This is a genomic window from Halomonas sp. SS10-MC5 (genome assembly GCF_015992245.1).
Classification (GTDB): domain Bacteria; phylum Pseudomonadota; class Gammaproteobacteria; order Pseudomonadales; family Halomonadaceae; genus Halomonas; species Halomonas sulfidoxydans.
In genome coordinates this window covers 1,677,425-1,697,256 of the sequence record NZ_CP065435.1, presented here as the reverse complement: position 1 = coordinate 1,697,256, position 19,832 = coordinate 1,677,425, and the positions used below count along the sequence as shown (strand labels likewise).

Genomic DNA, 19,832 nt, shown 5'->3' with positions numbered 1-19,832 from the left:
GGTTGTCATCCGACACGGCCCATGCAGGCCGCCCGCGGGTAGATTAGTAACAGCTGAAGATGACAGTTCGGGGTAGGCAACGTCTGACGGCAGGAAGATCAACAGAGCGCGGCGCGGCGCTCCGGGCGATTGCCCATATGCTGCAATCGCGCCTGCAAGGCATCCAGGCGGGACGCCTCACCGGCCTCGGCGGCAGCGAGGACGGCCGTCATCCAGTCGGCGAGGCGCTCGGCCAGCCGATAATAGACCCACTGGCCGTCGCGGCGATCCTGCAGCAGCCCGCATTCGCGCAGCTGCGCCAGATGGCGCGATATCTTGGGCTGGGATTCGCCGAGTGCATGGGTCATCTCGCACACGCACAGCTCACCCTCGCGCCGGATCAGCAGCGTCAACTGCAGGCGAGTCTCGTCGGCGAGGCACTTGAACAGGCGGGTCGGGGTCGCTGAGGGCACGCCATCTCTCGCGGTTGCTGAGTCTGCCTCCATCTTACCGCAGCCGACCCGCCCGTCTCAGCCGTAACGTCCGGTGATGTAGTCCTCGGCCTTCTTGGTGGCCGGCGTGGAGAACATCGTCTTGGTGTCGTTGTACTCGATGATCTCGCCGAGATGGAAGAAGGCGGTATAGTCGGCCACCCGCGCCGCCTGCTGCATGTTGTGGGTCACCGTGACGATGGTGAACTGCTTCTTCAGCTTGTCCATCAGGTCCTCGATGGTGGCGGTGGAGATGGGGTCGAGCGCCGAGGTCGGCTCATCCATCAGGATCACGTCGGGCTGCACGGCGATCGCCCGCGCGATGCACAGGCGCTGCTGCTGGCCGCCCGACAGCGAGGTACCGGGCTGGTGCAGCTTGTCCTTGACCTCCTCCCACAGGCCGGCGTCGCGCAGGGCGCGCTCCACCAGTTCGTCCTGCTCGGCCTTGCGCCCGACCAGATCGTGCATGCGCGGGGCATAGGCGATGTTCTCGTAGATCGACTTGGGAAACGGGTTGGGCTTCTGGAACACCATGCCCACGCGGCGCCTGAGCGCCACCTCATCCATCTTGCGGGCGTTGACGTCGCGACCATCCATCTCCACCAGCCCCTCGATGCGCACGCCGGGGATCAGGTCGTTCATGCGGTTGAGACAGCGCAGAAAGGTCGACTTGCCGCAGCCCGACGGGCCGATCAGTGCGGTGACGTTCTTCTGATACAGGTCGATGTTGAGGCTCTTCAGCGCCTGGGTGTCGCCGTACCAGAGACTGAGGTCGCGCACGCGGATGCTCAATTCATGGTTGGCATCAGGGTTGTGCGTCACCGGCTGGCCGGTCTGGGGTCGGGACATGGGGGTACTACTCCGCTCGGAAACTTGAATGTTCATCGATTCGTGACCTCGGTTGGCCTACCAGCGGCGCTCGAATTTCTTGCGCAGGATGACGGCACTGGCGTTGAGGAAAATGAGGATGGACAACAGGACCAGAATGCCGCCCGCGGTCTTCTCGACGAAGGCGCGCTCCGGCTCGCCGGCCCAAGTGAAGATCTGTGCCGGCAGTACGGTGGCGGCCTGGGTGAACGAGGCCGAAACGTCGGGAATGAAGGCTACCATGCCGACGATGATCAGCGGTGCCGTCTCGCCCATGGCCTGGGCCAGGCCGATGATCGAGCCGGTCATGATGCCCGGCATGGCCAGCGGCAGCACGTGGTCGCGCACCACCTGCCAGCGCGAACAGCCCACGCCGAAGGCGGCGTGGCGGATCGAGTCGGGTACGCTGCGCAGCGCCGTACGGGTGGCAATAATGATCACGGGAAGCGTCATCAGTGCCAACGTCATCCCGCCTACCAGCGGCGACGAGCGCGGCACACCGAAGAAGCCGATGAAGATCGCCAGGCCCAGCAGACCGAACAGGATCGAAGGAATCGCCGCCAGATTGTTGATGTTGATCTCGATGAGCTGGGTCAGGCGATTGTCGGGCGCGAACTCCTCGAGATAGACCGCCGTCATCACCCCGATGGGGAAGGAAATGGCCAGCGTCACCAGCATGGTCAGCACCGTACCCACCGCAGCGGACAGGATGCCCGCGCTCTCGGCCATCTTGGAATCACCACGCGTGAAAAAGGTGGTGTTGAAGCGCAGCGCCATTCGCCCGGCTTCGACCAGCTCGTCGACTGCCTCGCGCTCGTTGTCGCGCAGCTTGTTGGCATGCCCCTTCAGGTACTGGTCGACCTGGCTGTTGGCCAGCACCCAGCGGGTCTCGCTGGTGCCCAGCAGGTCGGGGTCGTTGCGAATCATGCCCGGAATGAGGCGCTCGAAGGTACGACTCACCAGCCGGGCCACCTCGGGGTCCATGGCGGCGCGCCCCATGCGGGTCGCATCCTCGTTGTACTCCAGCTCGACCTGGACATAGGCCTGCTGGAAGGCCGGCAGCCCCTTGCTCAGCATGTCGGCGAAGAACAGCACCAGGAACAGGCCTGCCAGCCCCAGCGCACTCATGGAAATCCACTTCAGCCGCGCCGACCGGCGGTGACGCTTCTTCAGCTGTGCGCTGATGACGTCGAAGGATTGGCTCATCGGGTCGTGTCCTCGGCGTTACAGGTTGTTGACGCGGTACTTGGCGCGGAAGCGGCGGATCATCAGCACGGATACCAGATTCAAACTCAAGGTGACGGCAAACAGCACCAGCCCCAGGGCGAAGGCCGAGAGCGTCTCGGCGCTCTCGAACTCCAGATCACCGGTCAGCGCAGCCACGATGCGCACCGTCACGGTGGTCATGTCCTCGAGCGGGTTGGCCGTCAAGTTGGGCCGCATGCCGGCGGCCATCACCACAATCATGGTTTCGCCCAGGGCACGCGACACCGCCAGCAGCGAGGCCGAGATGATGCCGGGCAGCGCCGCAGGTATGACCACGTCACGAATGGTCTCGCCCTTGGTCATTCCCAGGGCCAATGAGCCCTGGCGCATGCTGTCCGGTACCGAGTTGATCACGTCATCGGAGAGCGAAGAGATGAAGGGGATGATCATGATGCCCATCACCACGCCGGGGGCAAGCGCGTTGTTGTAGGACGCATCCAGCCCGATGGCATTGGCGAGGTTGACGATGATCGGCGCCACGGTAATCGCCGCGAAGAAACCATAGACCACGGTGGGTATGCCGGCGAGTACTTCGAGGGTCGGCTTGGCCAAGGTGCGCACGCGCCGGGGTGCGAACTCCGCCATGTAGATGGCGGCCAGCAAGCCGATGGGGATGGCGACCAGCATGGCGATCGCGGTGATCATGAAGGTACCGGCGAACAGCGGTACCGAGCCGAACTGGGCAGCACTACCGCCCTCGTCGGCGCGGCCTGCCGCGGCAAGGAAACTCGCCCCGGGGTTCCAGACGGTCCCGGTGATGAAGTCCCAGAAGCTGTGCATCTGGAAGAAGCGCAGCGCCTCGAAGACGATCGAGAACAGAATCCCGAAGGTGGTGAATATCGAGATCAGCGCAGCGCTCACCAGCAGCCAGCGAATCACTCGCTCAATTGCCTGTCGAGCGTGGAAGTCGGGACGCACGCAGCGGATGCCGACAGCGGCACCGATGGCGGCGACTGCCAGGCTGACCGTCAGCAAGTAGGCAGTGGGAATCTCGGCGCCCAGCAGCAGCATGAGGAAGGCGCCGACGGCGCCGACCAGCAGCGCCGGACCGGCGGTGGCAATCACGGTGAACCAGGCATACTGATCGGGCTGAGCGTACATGGCCTGGCCCGACGCTCGGACCCTGGCAGCCTTGGTTCGCCCCAGCGTGAAGGCAACCAGACCCAGCAACAGCAGGCCGCCTAGGAAGAGTGTCAGAAGGTGGTTGGTCTGCATATCTCTCTCTCGGTGACGACGACGGCAGGTGGCTGCCGGAACGTGCGACGGCCGGCAGCCCGTAGGCTGCCGGCCGAACCAGGCCTCCCTGCCTGCTACCTGCTTATTTCAGGTCGGAAACCTGCAGGCTGGCACGCTCCTCCACCTTCCCGCGCGTCTGCTCGCGCTCCGCCTCGGGCAGCGGAATCAGGCCGAGGTCGGTCAGGTAGCCGCCTTCGCCGATCATCTCCTCGGAGACGAACATCTCGACATAGTCGTACAGCGGCGGCACGTCCTGGGCGTGCTGGTTCTTGACGTAGAAGAACAGCGAGCGGGCGATCGGATAGTCGCCGGCGCTGATCGCTTCGGATTGCGCCTCGACGCCATCGATGCTGGCGGCGGTCAGGGCGTCCGGGTTCTCGACGAGGAAAGAGTAGCCGAAGATGCCGAAGGCCTTGGTATCCTCGGAGAGGCGCTGGACGATCAGGTTGTCGTTCTCACCCGCGTCGATGTAGGCACCGTCGGCGCGAATCTCGGTATAGCCCTCCTCGCCGTACACGTCCATCTCGCTGGATACGGCCTCCATGACCAGTTCCTCGAAGGCATCGCGGGTACCCGAGGTGCTGGGCGGGCCGTAGATGGAGATCTCGCGATCCGGCAGCGAGGCGTCGATGTCGCTCCACTTCTCGTAGGGGTTGTCCACCAGCTCGCCATCGACCGGCACCTTGGCGGCCACGGCGAGGAACAGCTGCTCGAGGGTCAGGTCGAGCGCTTCGTTGGCGCTGGACTGGGCGAAGACGATGCCGTCGGAGCCGATCTTGACCTCGGTGACCTCGGTCACGCCGTTCTCTTCGCAACGCTCGAGCTCGGAGGGCTTGATGCGGCGCGAGGCGTTGGAGATATCCGGAGTGCCCTCACCCACACCGTTGCAGAACAGACGAATGCCGCCGCCGGAGCCGGTCGACTCGATCACCGGCGTCGGATAATCGGTGACGGCACCGAACTCTTCCGTCACGTAGCTGGCAAACGGGTAGACGGTGCTGGAGCCGACGATGCGGATCTGATCGCGAGCCTGTGCGACGCCCACTACGCCCATGACGGCGGCGGCGACGATCGTAGCCTTGAAGACACGGCCCTGGTTGGTGCGGTTCATGCGGGTCACTCCTGTCGATGAGAAAGGTATCTCGCCTTTGCATGGCATAAGATGCCGCGACTCGATGACAGCTTCGTGACAATGTGACCAAACTTTATCGCCGCCCGGATCCGTCCGGCGTCAGACCCGCCCGGCCCGCCAGCAGGCGCAGCCCCAGGTTGCCGGCCAGCGATGCCCCCAGCATGGTGGCCACCATGGGCCAGGCGCTGTCGATCTGGAAGGCACCCACCAGCACCCCGGCCAGCGCCCCGCAGGAGAACTGGATGCTGCCCTGCAGGGCCGCCGCCGTGGCGCTCATGTGATGGAAGTGGTCGAGCAGCGAGGAGATGGCATTGGGTGCCACCAGGCCGATGGTGCCGGCGAACAGCATGACCAGCGGCACCACGCTCCATAGCGACTCCAGCCCGGTGGCGACCAGCAGGGCGAGCCCGGAGGCCGCCGTCAGTTGGATGGCCAGCCCCAGGCGCAGATTCTGCTGCGGGCTGCGCCAGCGCAGCAGGCGAATGTTGAGGCGATTGGAGGCGGCCATGGTGACCACGTTGACGCCGAATACCAGCGGATAGTGCCCCGGGCTCAGCCCATAGTGCTCCAGGTAGAGGAACGGCGAAGCGGTAATGAAAGCAAACAGCCCGGCAAAGGACATCGACGCCGCGCACACGTAACCCATGGCCTCGCGGTGGCGCAGCACGCTGGCGTAGTTGCCCAGCATCTGGCGCGGCGAGGCGGCAGGCGCGCCGGGATCCCGGGTCTCCGGCAGCCGGGTACCCATCAGCCACATCAGGAAGGCGGCATAGCCGGCAAGGAAGACGAAGATCAGCCACCAGTCGCCGAGATAGAGCAGCCCGCTGCCCACCACCGGCGCCACCAGGGGCGCCAGCAGCATGATGATTGCCATGGTCGACATCACCTTGGCCGCCTCGCGACCGCTGAAGCAATCACGCACGATGGCCGCCGAGTTGACCACCGTGGCCCCGCCGCCCAGCGCCTGTACGAAGCGCCACGCCAGGAGCTCGGACAACGAATCGACGCTGGTGATCACCAGGCTGGCCAGGAGGAAGGCCACCAGGCCCCCCAGCAGCACCGGCTTGCGCCCCACCCGGTCGGAGAGCGGCCCGAACAGCAGCTGGCCCAGGGCGAAGCCGGCCAGGAAGGCGCTCAGCGAGAGTTCGGTATGGTGGATGCTGGCACCGATGCTGTCGGCAAGCGCCGCCATGGCAGGCAGATAGGCGTCGATGGCGAAGGGCGCCAGCGCCGTGTTGGTTGCCACCAGCAGGGCCACGCGTCGGGCAGAGAGGGTCAAGAGAGCTCCGTTGCGACCTGGGGGAGAAAAAGCTAGGACGCTAATCATAGCGTAACTCCCGGCGCGCTGCCTCGGCCAGGCGGCTGTTCGCTACTCCCTCCAGTTGCTAAAGTGGCCCGATACCGACCCTCAGGAGAGACCGTCATGGCAGAGGACCTGCTTAGCCAACTCAAGACGATGAGCACCGTGGTGGCCGACACCGGCGACATCGACGCCATCCGCCGTTTCCAGCCCACCGATGCCACCACCAACCCCTCGCTGATCCTCCAGGCCGCCCAGCATGAGGACCGACGCGAGCGCCTGGGGCAGATCGCCCGGCAGGCCACCGACATCGACGACGCCCTGGATGCCGTTGCCGTCGAGATCGGCAGCGAGATCAGCAGCCTGGTACCCGGCTTCGTCTCCACCGAGGTCAGCGCCCGGCTCTCCTTCGATACCGAGGCGACCCTGGCCCGCGCGCGCTCGCTGATCGAGCGCTACGATCGCCACGGCATCGGTCCCGAGCGCATCCTGATCAAGATCGCCTCGACCTGGGAGGGCATTCGCGCCGCCCGTCGCCTGGAGCGGGAGGGCATTCACTGCAATCTCACCCTGCTGTTCAGCTTCGCCCAGGCCCAGGCCTGCGCCGATGCCGGCGTGACGCTGGTCTCGCCCTTCGTCGGCCGCATTCTCGACTGGTACCGGGCGGAGTGGCCGGATGCCGACTTCAGCGGTGACAACGATCCCGGCGTCAAGTCGGTCAGGCGCATCTACGAGCACTACAAGGGGCACGGCTACAAGACCATCGTGATGGGCGCCAGCTTCCGCAACGTCGGCGAGATCCTGTCGCTGGCCGGCTGCGATCGCCTGACCATCTCCCCCGCCCTGCTCGGCGAACTGGCCGAGAGCCAAGAGCGACTCGAACGCCGGCTGAGCCCGGCCGGCGCCGAGACCTCGCCGCCGGAGCCCCAGGACGAGTCGGAGTTCCGCTGGGAAATGAACGAGGATGCCATGGCCACCGAGAAACTGGCCGAAGGCATACGCAAGTTCACCGCTGACCAACGCAAGCTGGAGAAGCTGCTGGGCGAGCTGCGCCAGTAACGGGGCTCGGTCACCGGAACAGGCCGCGAAGCGGCGCGACGGGCGTGGCGTCTCACCAGGCGCCACGCCGTAGGAAAGCGGGGCTAGTGCTTGTCGCTGTGCGAGGTTTCCTGCGCCTCCAGCATCTCGACCAGCGGCTGGAACTCTTCCCGATTGTGCTCGCTCATGCGCATCAGGATGCGATGCGCCTCGAGGATCCGCAGGCGCATCTCCTCCATGTCGGCGGGGACCTCGGGCAGGTCACTGAGTTCGCAGGCTTCGGTGAGCGGGGCCTCGACCATGGCGAAGTACTGGGCGAAGCCCATGACCTCGAGCATGCGCTGCACGTCGGGGTTGTTCACCACGATGGTGGGCTTGTAGAGGATCCGATCCTTGACCGCCATGGCGACCTTGGCCAGGAAGCCCAGGGCGGTGGAGTCCACGTTGGTGGCCTCGCGCAGGTCGATTATCAGGGACTGCAGGCCCGGCGTCCGGGCAAGCTGCTGGGCCTGGGTATCCAGCGTCGCGCAGAGCGTCAAGCGTACGTCGCCGCACAGCTTGAGCACGAAGACACCGGAGTCGAACGCCGCCTGGACGCGGCCTTCATTCGTGATCATTGCCAAATCCGCTCAACATCATGATCGTCAGGTCATCGGGCAGTTCCTGTCCGCCGTCATCCCCTTCGGCATCGATGTCGCGGGGAGTGTCCAGCATCAGGCTGTCGCGAAGCCGCTCCAACGTCGTACAGGTCAGCACTCGTTGCTCGAGTTCCCTGAGCCGCGCGTCGAGCGTCTCGCCCGGCAGGCACTCCAGAATTCCATCCGAACACAACCATAACCGGAAGTTCGGCGGTAACCTATACCTCAAACGTGGATACTCCACGTCGGGGAACAGGCCCACCGGCATGCCCTCTCCGGGCAGCTCCAGCACCTCGCCATCCGCCACCAGCAGTGGCTTCGGCAATTGCGCACCCAGCGAATAGTGAAGCTCGCGGGTCTGCTGGTCAATGACCCCGACGAACAGCGTGGCATGCTTGCCGATCCCGGCATCGAGCAGCTCGCGATTGAGGGCCGCCAGCCAGCGCGCCGGCAACGCCTCGGGCTGGCGGGCATCCCAGTCGCCCAGCCAGCGGTTGAACAGGTACTTGAGCAGGACGGTGACGAACGCGGACGAGGCCCCATGGCCGGACACATCGGCAAAATAGAACAGCGTATAGCGCTCGTCAAAGCGCTGGAAATCGAGAAAGTCCCCCGAGAGGTAGAGCGACGGGATCAGCCAGTAGTCGCAGGTCACGCCACCGATGGACTGGGGATGGGGCGGCAGCAGCTTGCGCTGAATCTGCCCTCCCGCCTGCTGGTCGAGGCGCAGCAGCGCCAGGTGCGTTTCCAGGCTCTCGTTGAGCTCTTCCAGGTGCGCATTGAGCTGCGCCAGGCGCTCGCGGTCGTGCTTGCGCTCATTCTCCAACTGCCGCAGCTCGATCGCCTTGCGGATCATCCGCCGCAGCAGCTGGCCGTGGCGCATGGGCTCGACGACGTAGTCCACCAGCCCCACGTCGACCGCCGTCAGCAGGTCGGCGTCGAGCCGTGAATCGCTGACCACGATGGTAGGCAAACGCTCCGTCAGGCTCGACCACGCCAGGCTGGGAATCGCCTGGGCATGGGCCACGACCAGCACCGTTTCCGCCGGCAGGTCCTCGAGGCGTTCCGCGGCATACACGGCCAGACCGTCGCGTGCGATGGTGTCGGCCAGAGCGTCGCGATAGGCGCCGGGCTCGTCGAGTAGGCCGATCAACGGCTTGGCTGCATCCATCGGCTCAGGCCTCAATCGGCGGGTTCGGCATTGTCGAAGGCGTCGTCAAAATCGGCGTCGTCGAACTCGAAATCGAAGTCGTCGCTGGCGAAGGGGTCGTCGCCCTGTTCGCCGTCCGACACCTCGAAGCGTCGGCGCTGCAGGTACGCATCGCGAATGAAGACATAGCGGTCTCCACGGATCAACTCTTCCTGGTCGAGAAAGCCTGCCCGCGCGTCGACGATGCGCAGCGCGGTCAGACCATAGCGTACCTTGTCGTCCTCGACGTAGGTCAGCGGGTAGGTATACATGTCGAGCGGCAAGCCGGAGGTATCCCTGACCGTGCTCGGTCCCAGCAGGGGCAGCACCAGATAGGGCCCCTCGCCTACGCCCCAGGCGCCCAGGGTCTGGCCGAAATCCTCCTCCTCGGCGGTGATGCCCATGTGGGTGGCGAAATCCCACAGGCCGACGATGCCGACCGTCGAGTTGATCAGGAAGCGTGACGTGGCCAGCCCGGCATTGGCCGGCTTGCCCTGCAGCAGGCTGTTGAGCGTGGTGCGGATCTCGCCCAGGTTGGAGAAGAAGTTGCCGACGCCGGTCTGCACCGGTTGCGGCGTGACGTTGCGATAGCCGCGCGCCACCGGCTTGAGCACGGTCCTGTCGATCGCCTCGTTGAAGGTGAACACCCGGCGATTGAAGCCCTCCCAGGGGTCATCGGGATGGCGCTCCTCCTCGGCCACCCGCCCGGCACAGCCCGCCAGCATGGCTACGGCCGCCAGGACGGCCAGAAGGCGGGTGACAATACCGGTCTGCTTCACGACCATCGGCTACGTCTCCTCATGTGTTGGCGTGAGGCGATGCGTCACAGACGACGCACCACCACGCAGCCGGCACTGTACCCGGCACCGAACGAGCAGACTACCCCCAGTGCGCCCGGGGGCAGGTCGGCATGATGCAAGTGGAAGGCAATGATCGAACCTGCCGAGCTGGTATTGGCGTAGCGGTCGAGAATGATCGGCGCCTGGCCCGGCTCGGGGTCGTGGCCCAGCACTCGCCGGGCGATCAGGTCGTTCATGTGGCGATTGGCCTGGTGCAGCCACAGGCGCGAGAGGCTGTCGCCGGAGAGCTCGAGGCTGGCCAGGTGCTCGCCGATGAGCGCCGCCACCATGGGGCAGACTTCCTTGAACACCCGCCGCCCCTCCTGGACGAACAGCTTGTCGCTGGCCAGGGGATCGCTGTCGGAGACCCGATTGAGAAAACCGGCGTTGTTGCGAATGGCATTGGAGAATTTCGTGGCCAGCCGCGTGCCGAGGATCTCGAAACGGGTCTCGGCCGTGGCCAGCGCGGCATCCTCGATCACGATGGCGGTGCAGGCATCGCCGAAGATGAAGTGGCTGTCGCGGTCGCGGAAGTTGAGGTGGGCCGAGCAGATCTCGGGGCTGACCACCAGGGCGCGCCTGACGTTGCCGCCGCGTATGGCGCCAGCCGCCAGGTCGATGGCGAAGGTGGCCGAACTGCAGGCCACGTTCATGTCGAAGGCATGCCCCCCGGTCCCCAGCGCCGCCTGCAGCTCCACCGCCACCGCGGGATAGGGGCGCTCCAGGTTGGAGCAGGCGACGATCACCATGTCGATGTCAGCGGCGGCGACGCCGGCGGCCTCGAGCGCCTGGCGCGCCGCCGCGAGGCCCATTTCGCACTGGATCGAGGGTTCGTCGTTGCCGCGCTGCGGCAGGCGCGGGCGCATGCGCTCGGGATCGAGGATACCGGCGGCGTCCATCACGTAGCGGCTGTGGATACCGGACGCCTTGACGATGAAGTCGCTGCTGGAGTGCAGCAGCGGCTCGCGCTCACCGGCCTCGATGGCGGCGGCGTGACGCGCGTTCTCGGCGTCCACCCAGGCGTTGAACGACGCCACCAGGGCATCGTTGTCGATGGCGTGCTCCGGCGTGAACAGCCCCGTACCGGTAATCACGACGTCTGTCATCATGTTCTCCCTCGTGCGGCCGTCTCGCCGCAGGCTCGGCATCGGCGAACCGATGCCTCATGTCTCGTATATCGGCGCGCCAGGGTCAGCCTTGACCCTGCCCCACCAGCTCCATCCAGCGCCGCTCGAGGCGCTTGACCGATACCGGCATGCGGGTCCCGAGCTGCTGGGCGAACAGCGACACCCGCAGCTCCTCGATCCACCAGCCGAACTCCACCAGCTCGGGATCCTCGTGACCACCGCGGCGCTGGCTCTCGCGCCGTGCGGCCAGGCGCGCCTCGAAATCCTGGACTTCCTGCATGTGCATCTGGTCGCGCATGCGCTCGCGCGGCGCCTTCTCCAGCCGGATCAGTGCCGCCTCCATGTAGCGCGGGTACTCCTCCAGCCACTCCCCCGCCTCGTTCACGAAGCCGGGATGTACCAGCCGCTGCATCTGGGCCTTGAGATCACTGTATACCAGGGCCAGTGCCAGGTTGAGGTTGCCCTTTAGTGCCTTGGTCACGGCCAGATGGCCTTCGAGCGAGCGCTTGAGCGTGGCGACGAGCGCCTCGGCGCCCGGCACCAGCTCGGCACGGGTCGCCTCGAGTCGCGCCTCGAGCTCGGCGGCCGAGCGCGGCAGCGGCGACGCCGCCACGGTGCGGGCGAATACCGCCTCAACCACATCGTCGACCAGTTCGCGCTTGCTGCCCACCTTGGTGAACAGCAGGGCACACGCCTCGAGCTCCTTCAGCCGCTGGATGCTGCGCACCTGGTCCGGCAGGCGGGCCATGGCCAGCCGAGCCACGCCACGGCGGTGCGCTTGCTCGGCCTTGCCGGGGTGGTCGAACAGCTCGACACGGAAGGCCTCGCCCTCGGGCACCAATGCCGGATACGCCTCGACCCGGATGCCTGCCTGGGTCGTCACCCGCGACTGGGGCAATGGCGATTCGGGCAGGCCGGTGACGTCGGGCGCCTCGCTGACCTCGGCGGCCAGCGCTCGGGCGCCCTCGCCCGCCGCCGCCTCGAAGCGGCGCTCGAGCTCGCGCACGTCGCGTCCCTGGCCCAGCGGCCGGCCCTCGTGGTCGACCACGCGGACGTTCATGATCAGGTGCGGCTCGAGCTGATCGGTGCGCCAGTCGTCGGGGTGAACCCTCACGCCGGTGCGGCGACGCAGGAACTCGCCCAGGGCCTCGGTGAGCGGTACGTCGTCGGGCGTCAGCGTTTCCAACGCGGCGTCGACCCAGTCGGGAATCGGCACCACCTGGCGCCGAATCGCCTTCGGCAACGACTTGAGCAGGGCGATGCACTTTTCACGCAGCAGCCCCGGCACCAACCACTCGAGCCGTGCCCGCGGCAGCTGCGGCAGCATCGCCGCCGGCACCGTCAGGGTCACGCCGTCGTCCGGCGCGCCGGGCTCGAAGCGATAGTCGAGCGGATAGCGCACTCCGCCGAGCAACAGCTCGTCGGGGTATTGGGCCTGGGTGACCTCCTTCGCTTCACGCGCCAGCAGCACGGCGCGGTCGAACTTGAGGATATCGGGATCGTCGGCTTCGGCCTTCCTGCGCCATGCCTCGAAGCCCCTGCCGTTGACGATGTCGGCGGGAATCCGCTCATCGTAGAAGGCGAACAGCGTCTCCTCGTCGACCAGGATGTCGCGCTTGCGCGCCCGGTCCTCGAGCTCTTCGACCTCTTCCACCAGGGCGCGATTGTAGTCGAAGAACTCGCCCCGGGTGCGAAAATCGCCCTCCACCAGGGCGCGGCGGATGAACAGCTCGCGTGCCTCCCGCGGGGCGATGGGGCCGTAGTGCACGCTGCGCCCGCTGACGATGGGCAGGCCGAACAGCGTGACCTGCTCCTTGGCCACCACCTGGGCACGCTTCATCTCCCAGTGCGGCTCGCTGTAGCTGCGCTTGACCAGGTGCCCGGCCGCGGGCTCGACCCACTGCGGCTCGATCCTGGCCACGGTCCGGGCGAACAGCCGGGTGGTCTCCACCAGCTCGAAGGCCATCAGCCACTTGGGTGGTTTCTTGGCCAGCCCCGAGCCGGGATGGATGACGAACTTGCGGTTGCGCGCCCCCAGGTACTCTCGGTTCTCGGTGAGCATGCCCAGATGCGAGAGCAGGCCCGGCAGCAGCGCCTTGTGCAATTGCACGGCACTCTGGCGGCGCGCCTGTTGGCGGGCCCGGTCATGTTCTTCCCCGTCCTGCGCTGGCTCGGGCAACGGTGCCGGCGGCGGCACCTCGATCCCCATTTCGCGCAGCAGCTGGCGCAGCTGGCGAAAGGTATCGTGCCACTCGCGCAGGCGCAGGTAGTTGAGGTAGTGCTCCTTGCACCATCGCCGCAGCTGGTTGCCGCTGAGCTCGTCGCGGGCAGCCTCGAAGCCCTGCCACAGGTTGAGCAGCGCGACGAAGTCGGAGTCCGGATCGTGCCAGCGACGATGGGCCTGGTCGGCGGCCTGGCGCTTCTCCGCCGGGCGGTCGCGCGGCTCCTGCACCGCCAGCGCCGAGACCACCACCAGCACGTCGCGCAGCCCGCCCTGCTCGGCGCCCGCCAGCACCATGCGCGCCAGGCGCGGATCGATCGGCAGCCGGGCGAGCTTGCGTCCTACCGGCGTCAGGCGGTTGGCCTCGTCCACCGCGCCCAGCTCGAACAGCAGGCGGAAGCCATCCTTGATGAAGCGCGAGTCGGGGGGATCGACGAAGGGGAACTGCTCGATGTCGCCAAGCTTGAGGGAAAGCATCGACAGGATCACCGACGCCAGGTTGGTGCGTCGGATCTCGGGGTCGGTGAATTCGGGGCGTGAGAGGAAATCCTCCTCGTCGTAGAGGCGGATGCACACCCCCTCGGCCACCCGCCCGCAGCGACCCTTGCGCTGGTCGGCGCTGGCCTGGCTGACCGGCTCCACCGGCAGGCGCTGGATCTTGGCGCGGTAGCTGTAACGGCTGATGCGCACCAGTCCAGGGTCGATCACGTAGCGAATGCCGGGCACGGTGAGCGAGGTCTCGGCGACGTTGGTGGCCAGCACGATGCGACGCCCGGCATGCGGGGCGAAGACGCGGTTCTGCTCGGCGTTGGAGAGCCGCGCATAGAGCGGCAGGATCTCGGTGGCCTTGAGGTCGGCACGCCGCAGGGTGTCCGCGGTCTCGCGGATCTCGCGCTCGCCGGGCAGGAACACCAGGATGTCGCGGGGGCCGTGGAACCAGCGCCTGTCGCGCTCGGTCTGCTCGATCTCCGCCACGGCGTGGAGGATGCCCTCCTGCAGGGTGCGGTCGGCCTCATCCTCTTCCTCGCGCACCAGCGGACGATAGCGCACCTCGACCGGGTAGGTGCGGCCCGAGACCTCTACCACCGGGGCGGGCCTGGGTTCGCCGTCGGCGCCGGGCAGCGCGAAATGCTCGGCGAAGCGCGCCACGTCGATGGTCGCCGAGGTGATGATCAGCTTGAGCTCGGGCCGGCGCGGCAGCAGGCGCTTGAGGTAGCCGAGCAGGAAGTCGATGTTGAGGCTGCGCTCGTGGGCCTCGTCGATGACGATCGCTTCGTAGCGACTGAGATCCGGGTCGTGGCGGGTCTCGGCCAGCAGGATGCCGTCGGTCATCAGCTTGACCAGGGTAGCGTCGCCGGTCTGGTCGGTGAAGCGCACCTGGTAGCCCACCTGCTCGCCCAGCGGCACCTCGAGCTCCTCGGCCAGGCGCGTGGCCACCGAGCGCGCCGCCAGCCGCCGCGGCTGGGTGTGGCCGATCAGGCCGCGCCGCCCGAGGCCCAGCTCCAGGCACAGCTTGGGCAGCTGGGTGGTCTTGCCGGAGCCGGTCTCGCCGGCCACCACCACCACCTGGTGCTTGCGCAGAGCGGCGAGGATCTCGTCGCGGCGCTCTGCCACCGGCAGCTCGGGAGGATAGTTCAGCGCCACCGGCCGGGCCCGGCGGCTGGCCGCCAGCGCCGCGGAACGCTCGACGTCGCGCGCCACCTCGGCCAGGCCGCGGTCAACCGGCTTGCCCTCGCGCAGGCGCCGCGCCAGGCCGTTCAGCCTGCGCGAAAGGGGCTCGCGATCGCGCAACATGACCTCGCCCAGCGCCTGCTCGAGGCGCTGCAGCTCGATCTTGTCATCGGTATGTCCAGCGGGGGTAGCGGTACTCACGAAACGCCTCTTGCCAAGGAAAAACCTGCCCGCCCCGGTATGCCGGAGCGGGCAGGTCATTGTAACGCTGCTGGCCGAAGCTCGGCCAATGCCGGGCGTGCCGGCCGTCGCCAACCCGACGCGGCCCTAGCGCTCCCCCTGCTCGTCGCGAAGCTGGCGCCGCAGCACCTTGCCGACGTTGGTCTTGGGCAGCTCGTCGCGGAACTCGACGAACCGCGGCACCTTGTAGCCGGCCAGCTCCTTCTTGCACCACTCGCGCAGGCTCTTCTCGTCCAGGCTTTCGTCCCTTGCGACCACGAACAGCTTGACCGCCTCGCCGCTGTTCTCGTCGGGCACCCCGACCGCCGCCGACTCGACCACGCCCGGATGCTTGGCGACGACGTCCTCGATCTCGTTGGGATAGACGTTGAAGCCGGACACCAGGATCATGTCCTTCTTGCGATCGACGATACGGATGTAGCCATCCTCCTGCAGTACCGCGATGTCGCCGGTATGGAACCAGCCATCGTCGGTCAGCACCTTGGCCGTCTCCTCGTCGAGGTTCCAGTAGCCCTTCATCACCTGGGGGCCCTTGACGCACAGCTCGCCCGGCTCGCCCAGCGGCAGAGGGGTGCCGTCGGCGTCGACCACCTTCACCGAAGTGCCCGCCACCGGCTTGCCGATGGTGCCGAGCTGGATGGCGTCGATTGGGTTGAAGCTGACGATCGGGGACGTCTCGGTGAGCCCGTAGCCCTCGGCGATGGGGCATCCGGTGATCTCCTCCCAGCGGCTCGCCGCCGCCTTGGTCAACGCCATGCCACCGGAAATCGTCAGGTGCAGGCGCGAGAAATCGAGCTTGCGGAAATCCTCGCGGTTGCACAGTGCGTTGAACAGGGTATTGAGGCCGATGAAACCCGAGAACTTGATCTTCTGCAGCTCCTTGACGAAGTTGTCCAGGTCACGGGGATTGGTGATCAGGATCGAGTGATTGCCGGTCTCCATCAGGAACAGGCAGTTCACCGTGAAGGTGTAGATGTGGTAGACCGGCAGCGGCGCGATCACCACCTCCTTGCCCTGGGCCAAGCCAGGCCCGATGGCCCCCTCCGCCTGGAGCATGTTGGCCACCAGGTTGCAGTGGGTGAGCATGGTGCCCTTGGGCATGCCGGTGGTGCCCCCGGTGTACTGCAGCGCGGCGATGTCGTCGAGCCCCCGCTCGACCTCGCGGTGCTGGCGCGAGGCGCCGTCCCGGAGCGCCTTGCGAAACGGTACCGCCATCGGCAGCGAATAGGACGGCACCATCTTCTTGACGTGCTTGACCACGGCGTTGATCAGGAAGCGCTTGGGGAAACCGTGCAGGTCACCAAGCTCGGTGACCAGCACGTGCTCGATGTCGGTGCGATCGAGCACCTTCTCGAGCTTGCTCGCCATGTTGGCCAGGATCAGGATCGCCCGCGCTCCGGAGTCCTTGAACTGGTGGGCCATCTCGCGCTCGGTATAGAGCGGGTTGGTGTTGACGACCACCAGCCCGGCGCGCAGGGCGCCGAACACCGCCACCGGGAACTGCAGTACGTTGGGCAGTTGGATGGCGATGCGATCGCCCGGCTGCAGCCCGGTCTCGTGCTGCAGCCAGGCGGCAAAATCGGCCGACAGACGATCGAGCTCGGCAAAGGTGAGGGTCTGCCCCATGCAGGTGAATGCCGGGTTGTCGGCAAAGCGTTTCACCGCCGCATGGAAGACGTCCATCAGCGATCGATACTTCTCCATGCCCTTCAGCTCGGGACCGTTGAGGATACCGGCGTTGGCTTGCTCACTCATTGGCGCTATCTCCACAGCGTCGGCGGCGGTCGCTCACCCCTCGACCTCGTCCGTTGTTATTTTGACGGGCTATTTTACTGCCCCAAATTTACTGCCCCTAACGATATACCAGGCATCACCCGGCTGTAAAACGAACGATTCAAACAACCGTTCATTCAATAGGCACCCCGCGTGGACGCCCCGCTGACTATCAAACTGGGCAAAAGGCAGTAGAAAGGCAAGCCGGCAGGCAGCAGGAACCTCAGCCTGCGGACTCGGCCATGAGGCGCGCGACGACGCGACCGTGGCGCCACACCAGCAGCTCACCCGGCACCATGCGCACCCAGGCCTCGTTGCAGGTCAATGGCTCGGTCGCGATCACCGAGACGATGTCGTCGGGCGTGGTGTGCTCGGCAAAATTGACCGTCAGCTCGGCATCGGAGAGCTCCGCACTGCCGAACGGGGCGCGGCGAGTGATATGGGCCAGCTTCGTCGAGCAGTAGGTGTAGAGGAACTCGCCGTCGGCCAGCAGCAGGTTGAACACGCCCATGGCCCGCAGCGTCTCGCACAGCCGGTGAAGCCGCCGCCAGAGCGCCGCATGTCGCTCGCCCAGCGTGGCATCGTCTTCCGTCAGCACGGGCGGCTCGGGGAAGCGCTCGCGCAGCGAAGCCAGCAGCCAGCAGAAGGCGTGTTCGCTGTCGGTGTCGCCCACCGGCCGGTAGAAATTCAGCGGCAGGCCCTGCCACGCCTCGAGCTGGCCGTTATGGGCATAGCACCAGGTTCGCCCCCACATCTCGCGGGTGAACGGATGGGTATTCGCCAGGCGCACTTCGCCGACGTTGGCCTGACGGATATGGCTGATGGCAATGTGCGACTTGATCGGATAGTCGGTGATCAGCCGCGCAATGGGGGAGCGTACCGAGGGGTGCGGGTCGCGAAAGTCGCGATAGCCGCCCGCCTCGTAGAAGGCGATTCCCCAGCCGTCGCGATGCGGCCCGGTGCCGCCGCCGCGATGCAGGAAGCCGGTGAAGCTGAAGCAGATGTCGGTGGGCACGTTGGCGCTCATGCCCAGCAGCTCACACATGCGGCTCCTCCCGGGGCGCTGCACGGCGTCGCCGCGCAATTCTCCACAACAGCAGCAAGAGCACGAGGGCTGCCAGCAGGGTACCGAGCAGCCAGCGCCAACGCGGCTCGTCCAAGGTCTCCTCGAGCGGCCCGGCCAGCATGGGGCGCCATTCCCGCCAGCGCTCCTGGGCGATCCGCGGCAGCGCCTGCACGTGCCTGACGACACGCTCGACCGGCTCCGGCAATGCCGATCCGGCTCGCTCGCGCACCGGTGACAACTCCTCGTGGAAGCGTGCCACTTCCAGGGCAGGGCTGGCATCAACCTGGTCGATCGCCGTGTCGACCTCGGAGAACAACATCAGCCGCGGCAGGTACAGCTCGCGCGTCTCGCCTTCCAGGGTGACTTCGCCGCGCAGGATCAAGGGTACGCTGAGGGCCGTGTCCAGCTCGGGCAGCGCCATGCTCCAGCGCCGCTCGGCGACGGGCTCCGCCTCGAGACGAGCCCCCTGGAGCTGGCCATAGAGGCGCGTGTTGTCACGATCGAGCGAGGGGTGTTCGGCGGCGAGGAGCACCTGCTGGCCGGCCTCGTCATGCTGCGCGGCCACGGCCGGAAGCACGTTGATGGGCTGCACCCGCTGGCGCCGAAAGCCCTGGCCCTCGGCGCGAACGACGAACTGGGCAGTCCCCTGCAGCGCGGGTGCGGGCAAGCGACCGACGAATCGCGCTTCCTGTTGCTTGAGGGCCACGGCCGACTGCACCGATCCCGAGTCATCGTGCAGCTCCGCGGTCAGGCGCAGGTGCGCAGGCAACGCCTCGACGGCCACTGTCTCACCATCGCGAGCGAGCCAGGCCTCCACCGGCACGTCGAAGCCCAGGTAGAGCGTACTCGGCACGCCGGCCGTCTGCAGGCTGAGCGGCGACTCGACCGTGATCCGGCTATCCTGCCCCGGCGCGCCCTCGAGTCGCCACTGTCCCGGCTGGGGGCTGGGTACCTGGACGAGGTCGTAGCGCGACTCGCTACGCCACTCGGCGCCCTCGGGCGGCGAGTCCGCGGAATAGCGCCGGCCATCCGGCCCCACCAGCTCCGGCTCCTCACCGCCCTCGCCACGGAACAGCAGCGCGGTGAAGCCCCGCAGGCCCGGCTCGATGAGAAACCGCTGGTCGGTGACCGGCACCCGGTCGCTGGGAAAGATGCGGTCGACGATGGCGAGGAAGGCGCCCAGCAGGGCATCGGGGCCGGCGACCGGCGCAGACAGCCCGCCGGTCATCTGCGCGAGGCGCTCCACCAGGTCGAGGTCGGCCTCGTCGGAAAAGGCGATGGCGTGTACCACGACGCCCTCCTCGGCCAGTCTCGGGCCGAGCTCATCGAGCAGCGCCTCGCGCGAGGCCCTGTCGATGGCCGGCTTGCTGCCGCGCCAGTCGGGCAGGTCGATCATGCCGTCGGTGAGCAGCACCAGATGGCGCGGGCCCGCGACCTCCTCACCCGCCGCTGCCTGGTAGATGGCCGATTCGATGTCGGTGTACTGCTGGTAGTTGACCAACAGGCTGGACAGCGCCCGGGCGCGATCACGCCAGTCGAGATTGGCCGGTCCTGGCGGCATCGGGTTCGCCACCCGCTCGCCGAAGGTCCAGATGCCGGCCCTGGCCCCATTGGGTACCAGGGTGACCAGCAGCTCCAGCGCCTCGATGGCCAACTGGTCGGGATCGTTGTGACGCATGCTGCCGGAAACGTCGATGATGACCCGGACTTCCGGGTGCGCTTCGTCGAGTGAAGCGGCAGACAGGCAGCTCGACACGAC

General features: G+C 66.8%; 15 protein-coding genes. 1 reads left to right on the top strand and 14 read right to left on the bottom strand.

Features of this window, described 5'->3' with window-relative positions; genetic code table 11:
- Positions 1-98 precede the first annotated feature (98 nt).
- From I4484_RS08020 to I4484_RS07995, 6 genes are all read right to left on the bottom strand, one after another.
- Positions 99-452, bottom strand: coding sequence for a metalloregulator ArsR/SmtB family transcription factor (locus tag I4484_RS08020; protein ID WP_234283514.1), 354 nt, complete (start codon positions 450-452; stop codon positions 99-101).
- A gap of 57 nt (positions 453-509) precedes the next feature.
- Positions 510-1,319, bottom strand: coding sequence for a phosphate ABC transporter ATP-binding protein PstB (gene pstB / locus I4484_RS08015; protein WP_197450430.1), 810 nt, complete (start codon positions 1,317-1,319; stop codon positions 510-512).
- 57 nt (positions 1,320-1,376) lie between these two features.
- Positions 1,377-2,543, bottom strand: coding sequence for a phosphate ABC transporter permease PstA (pstA, locus tag I4484_RS08010; RefSeq protein ID WP_197450429.1), 1,167 nt, complete (start codon positions 2,541-2,543; stop codon positions 1,377-1,379).
- Positions 2,544-2,561: 18 nt separating this feature from the next.
- Positions 2,562-3,818, bottom strand: a complete 1,257-nt coding sequence (pstC, locus tag I4484_RS08005) for a phosphate ABC transporter permease subunit PstC (protein WP_197450428.1) — start codon at positions 3,816-3,818, stop codon at positions 2,562-2,564.
- Between the two features lie 103 nt (positions 3,819-3,921).
- The gene (locus tag I4484_RS08000; RefSeq protein ID WP_197450427.1) at positions 3,922-4,950 is read right to left on the bottom strand and encodes a PstS family phosphate ABC transporter substrate-binding protein; all 1,029 of its coding nucleotides are present in this window, start codon (positions 4,948-4,950) and stop codon (positions 3,922-3,924) included.
- A gap of 94 nt (positions 4,951-5,044) precedes the next feature.
- Positions 5,045-6,250, bottom strand: a complete 1,206-nt coding sequence (locus I4484_RS07995) for a Bcr/CflA family multidrug efflux MFS transporter (protein WP_197450426.1) — start codon at positions 6,248-6,250, stop codon at positions 5,045-5,047.
- A 144-nt stretch (positions 6,251-6,394) separates the two neighbouring features.
- Between I4484_RS07995 and tal the strand changes: the two genes are divergently transcribed.
- Positions 6,395-7,330, top strand: a complete 936-nt coding sequence (gene tal / locus I4484_RS07990; RefSeq protein WP_197450425.1) for a transaldolase — start codon at positions 6,395-6,397, stop codon at positions 7,328-7,330.
- A gap of 83 nt (positions 7,331-7,413) precedes the next feature.
- Here the strand turns inward: tal and I4484_RS07985 are convergent, their stop codons facing one another.
- The 8 genes from I4484_RS07985 to I4484_RS07950 all read right to left on the bottom strand — a co-directional run bounded on the left by I4484_RS07985 (position 7,414) and on the right by I4484_RS07950 (position 19,829).
- Entirely contained in the window at positions 7,414-7,926 is a 513-nt protein-coding gene (locus I4484_RS07985; RefSeq protein ID WP_197450424.1) for an STAS domain-containing protein, read from the bottom strand.
- Entirely contained in the window at positions 7,913-9,118 is a 1,206-nt protein-coding gene (locus I4484_RS07980) for a PP2C family protein-serine/threonine phosphatase (protein ID WP_197450423.1), read from the bottom strand. Before I4484_RS07980 ends, I4484_RS07985 begins: the two co-directional genes overlap by 14 nt.
- A gap of 11 nt (positions 9,119-9,129) precedes the next feature.
- Complete coding sequence (locus I4484_RS07975) at positions 9,130-9,921, bottom strand: VacJ family lipoprotein (RefSeq protein WP_197450422.1); 792 nt, start codon at positions 9,919-9,921, stop codon at positions 9,130-9,132.
- 38 nt (positions 9,922-9,959) lie between these two features.
- Positions 9,960-11,081 (bottom strand): beta-ketoacyl-ACP synthase III, encoded by a 1,122-nt coding sequence (locus tag I4484_RS07970; protein ID WP_197450968.1) that lies wholly within the window; start codon positions 11,079-11,081, stop codon positions 9,960-9,962.
- A gap of 85 nt (positions 11,082-11,166) precedes the next feature.
- Entirely contained in the window at positions 11,167-15,195 is a 4,029-nt protein-coding gene (hrpA, locus tag I4484_RS07965; RefSeq protein WP_197450421.1) for an ATP-dependent RNA helicase HrpA, read from the bottom strand.
- 126 nt (positions 15,196-15,321) lie between these two features.
- Complete coding sequence (locus tag I4484_RS07960) at positions 15,322-16,989, bottom strand: AMP-binding protein (RefSeq protein ID WP_197450420.1); 1,668 nt, start codon at positions 16,987-16,989, stop codon at positions 15,322-15,324.
- 241 nt (positions 16,990-17,230) lie between these two features.
- The gene (locus tag I4484_RS07955) at positions 17,231-18,052 is read right to left on the bottom strand and encodes a class II glutamine amidotransferase (RefSeq protein WP_197450419.1); all 822 of its coding nucleotides are present in this window, start codon (positions 18,050-18,052) and stop codon (positions 17,231-17,233) included.
- Positions 18,045-19,829 (bottom strand): VWA domain-containing protein, encoded by a 1,785-nt coding sequence (locus I4484_RS07950; RefSeq protein WP_197450418.1) that lies wholly within the window; start codon positions 19,827-19,829, stop codon positions 18,045-18,047. The genes I4484_RS07955 and I4484_RS07950 overlap by 8 nt, the downstream gene beginning before the upstream one ends.
- Between the last annotated feature and the right edge of the window lie 3 nt (positions 19,830-19,832).

What these genes read in the sequence shown, in the direction of transcription:
- pstB (WP_197450430.1), bottom strand. Translation starts at nt 1,319, where the DNA reads ATGTCCCGACCCCAGACCGGCCAGCCGGTGACGCACAACCCTGATGCC.
- pstA (WP_197450429.1), bottom strand. Translation starts at nt 2,543, where the DNA reads ATGAGCCAATCCTTCGACGTCATCAGCGCACAGCTGAAGAAGCGTCAC.
- pstC (WP_197450428.1), bottom strand. Translation starts at nt 3,818, where the DNA reads ATGCAGACCAACCACCTTCTGACACTCTTCCTAGGCGGCCTGCTGTTG.
- I4484_RS08000 (WP_197450427.1), bottom strand. Translation starts at nt 4,950, where the DNA reads ATGAACCGCACCAACCAGGGCCGTGTCTTCAAGGCTACGATCGTCGCC.
- tal (WP_197450425.1), top strand. Translation starts at nt 6,395, where the DNA reads ATGGCAGAGGACCTGCTTAGCCAACTCAAGACGATGAGCACCGTGGTG.
- I4484_RS07985 (WP_197450424.1), bottom strand. Translation starts at nt 7,926, where the DNA reads ATGATCACGAATGAAGGCCGCGTCCAGGCGGCGTTCGACTCCGGTGTC.
- I4484_RS07980 (WP_197450423.1), bottom strand. Translation starts at nt 9,118, where the DNA reads ATGGATGCAGCCAAGCCGTTGATCGGCCTACTCGACGAGCCCGGCGCC.
- I4484_RS07975 (WP_197450422.1), bottom strand. Translation starts at nt 9,921, where the DNA reads ATGGTCGTGAAGCAGACCGGTATTGTCACCCGCCTTCTGGCCGTCCTG.
- I4484_RS07970 (WP_197450968.1), bottom strand. Translation starts at nt 11,081, where the DNA reads ATGACAGACGTCGTGATTACCGGTACGGGGCTGTTCACGCCGGAGCAC.
- I4484_RS07960 (WP_197450420.1), bottom strand. Translation starts at nt 16,989, where the DNA reads ATGAGTGAGCAAGCCAACGCCGGTATCCTCAACGGTCCCGAGCTGAAG.
- I4484_RS07955 (WP_197450419.1), bottom strand. Translation starts at nt 18,052, where the DNA reads ATGTGTGAGCTGCTGGGCATGAGCGCCAACGTGCCCACCGACATCTGC.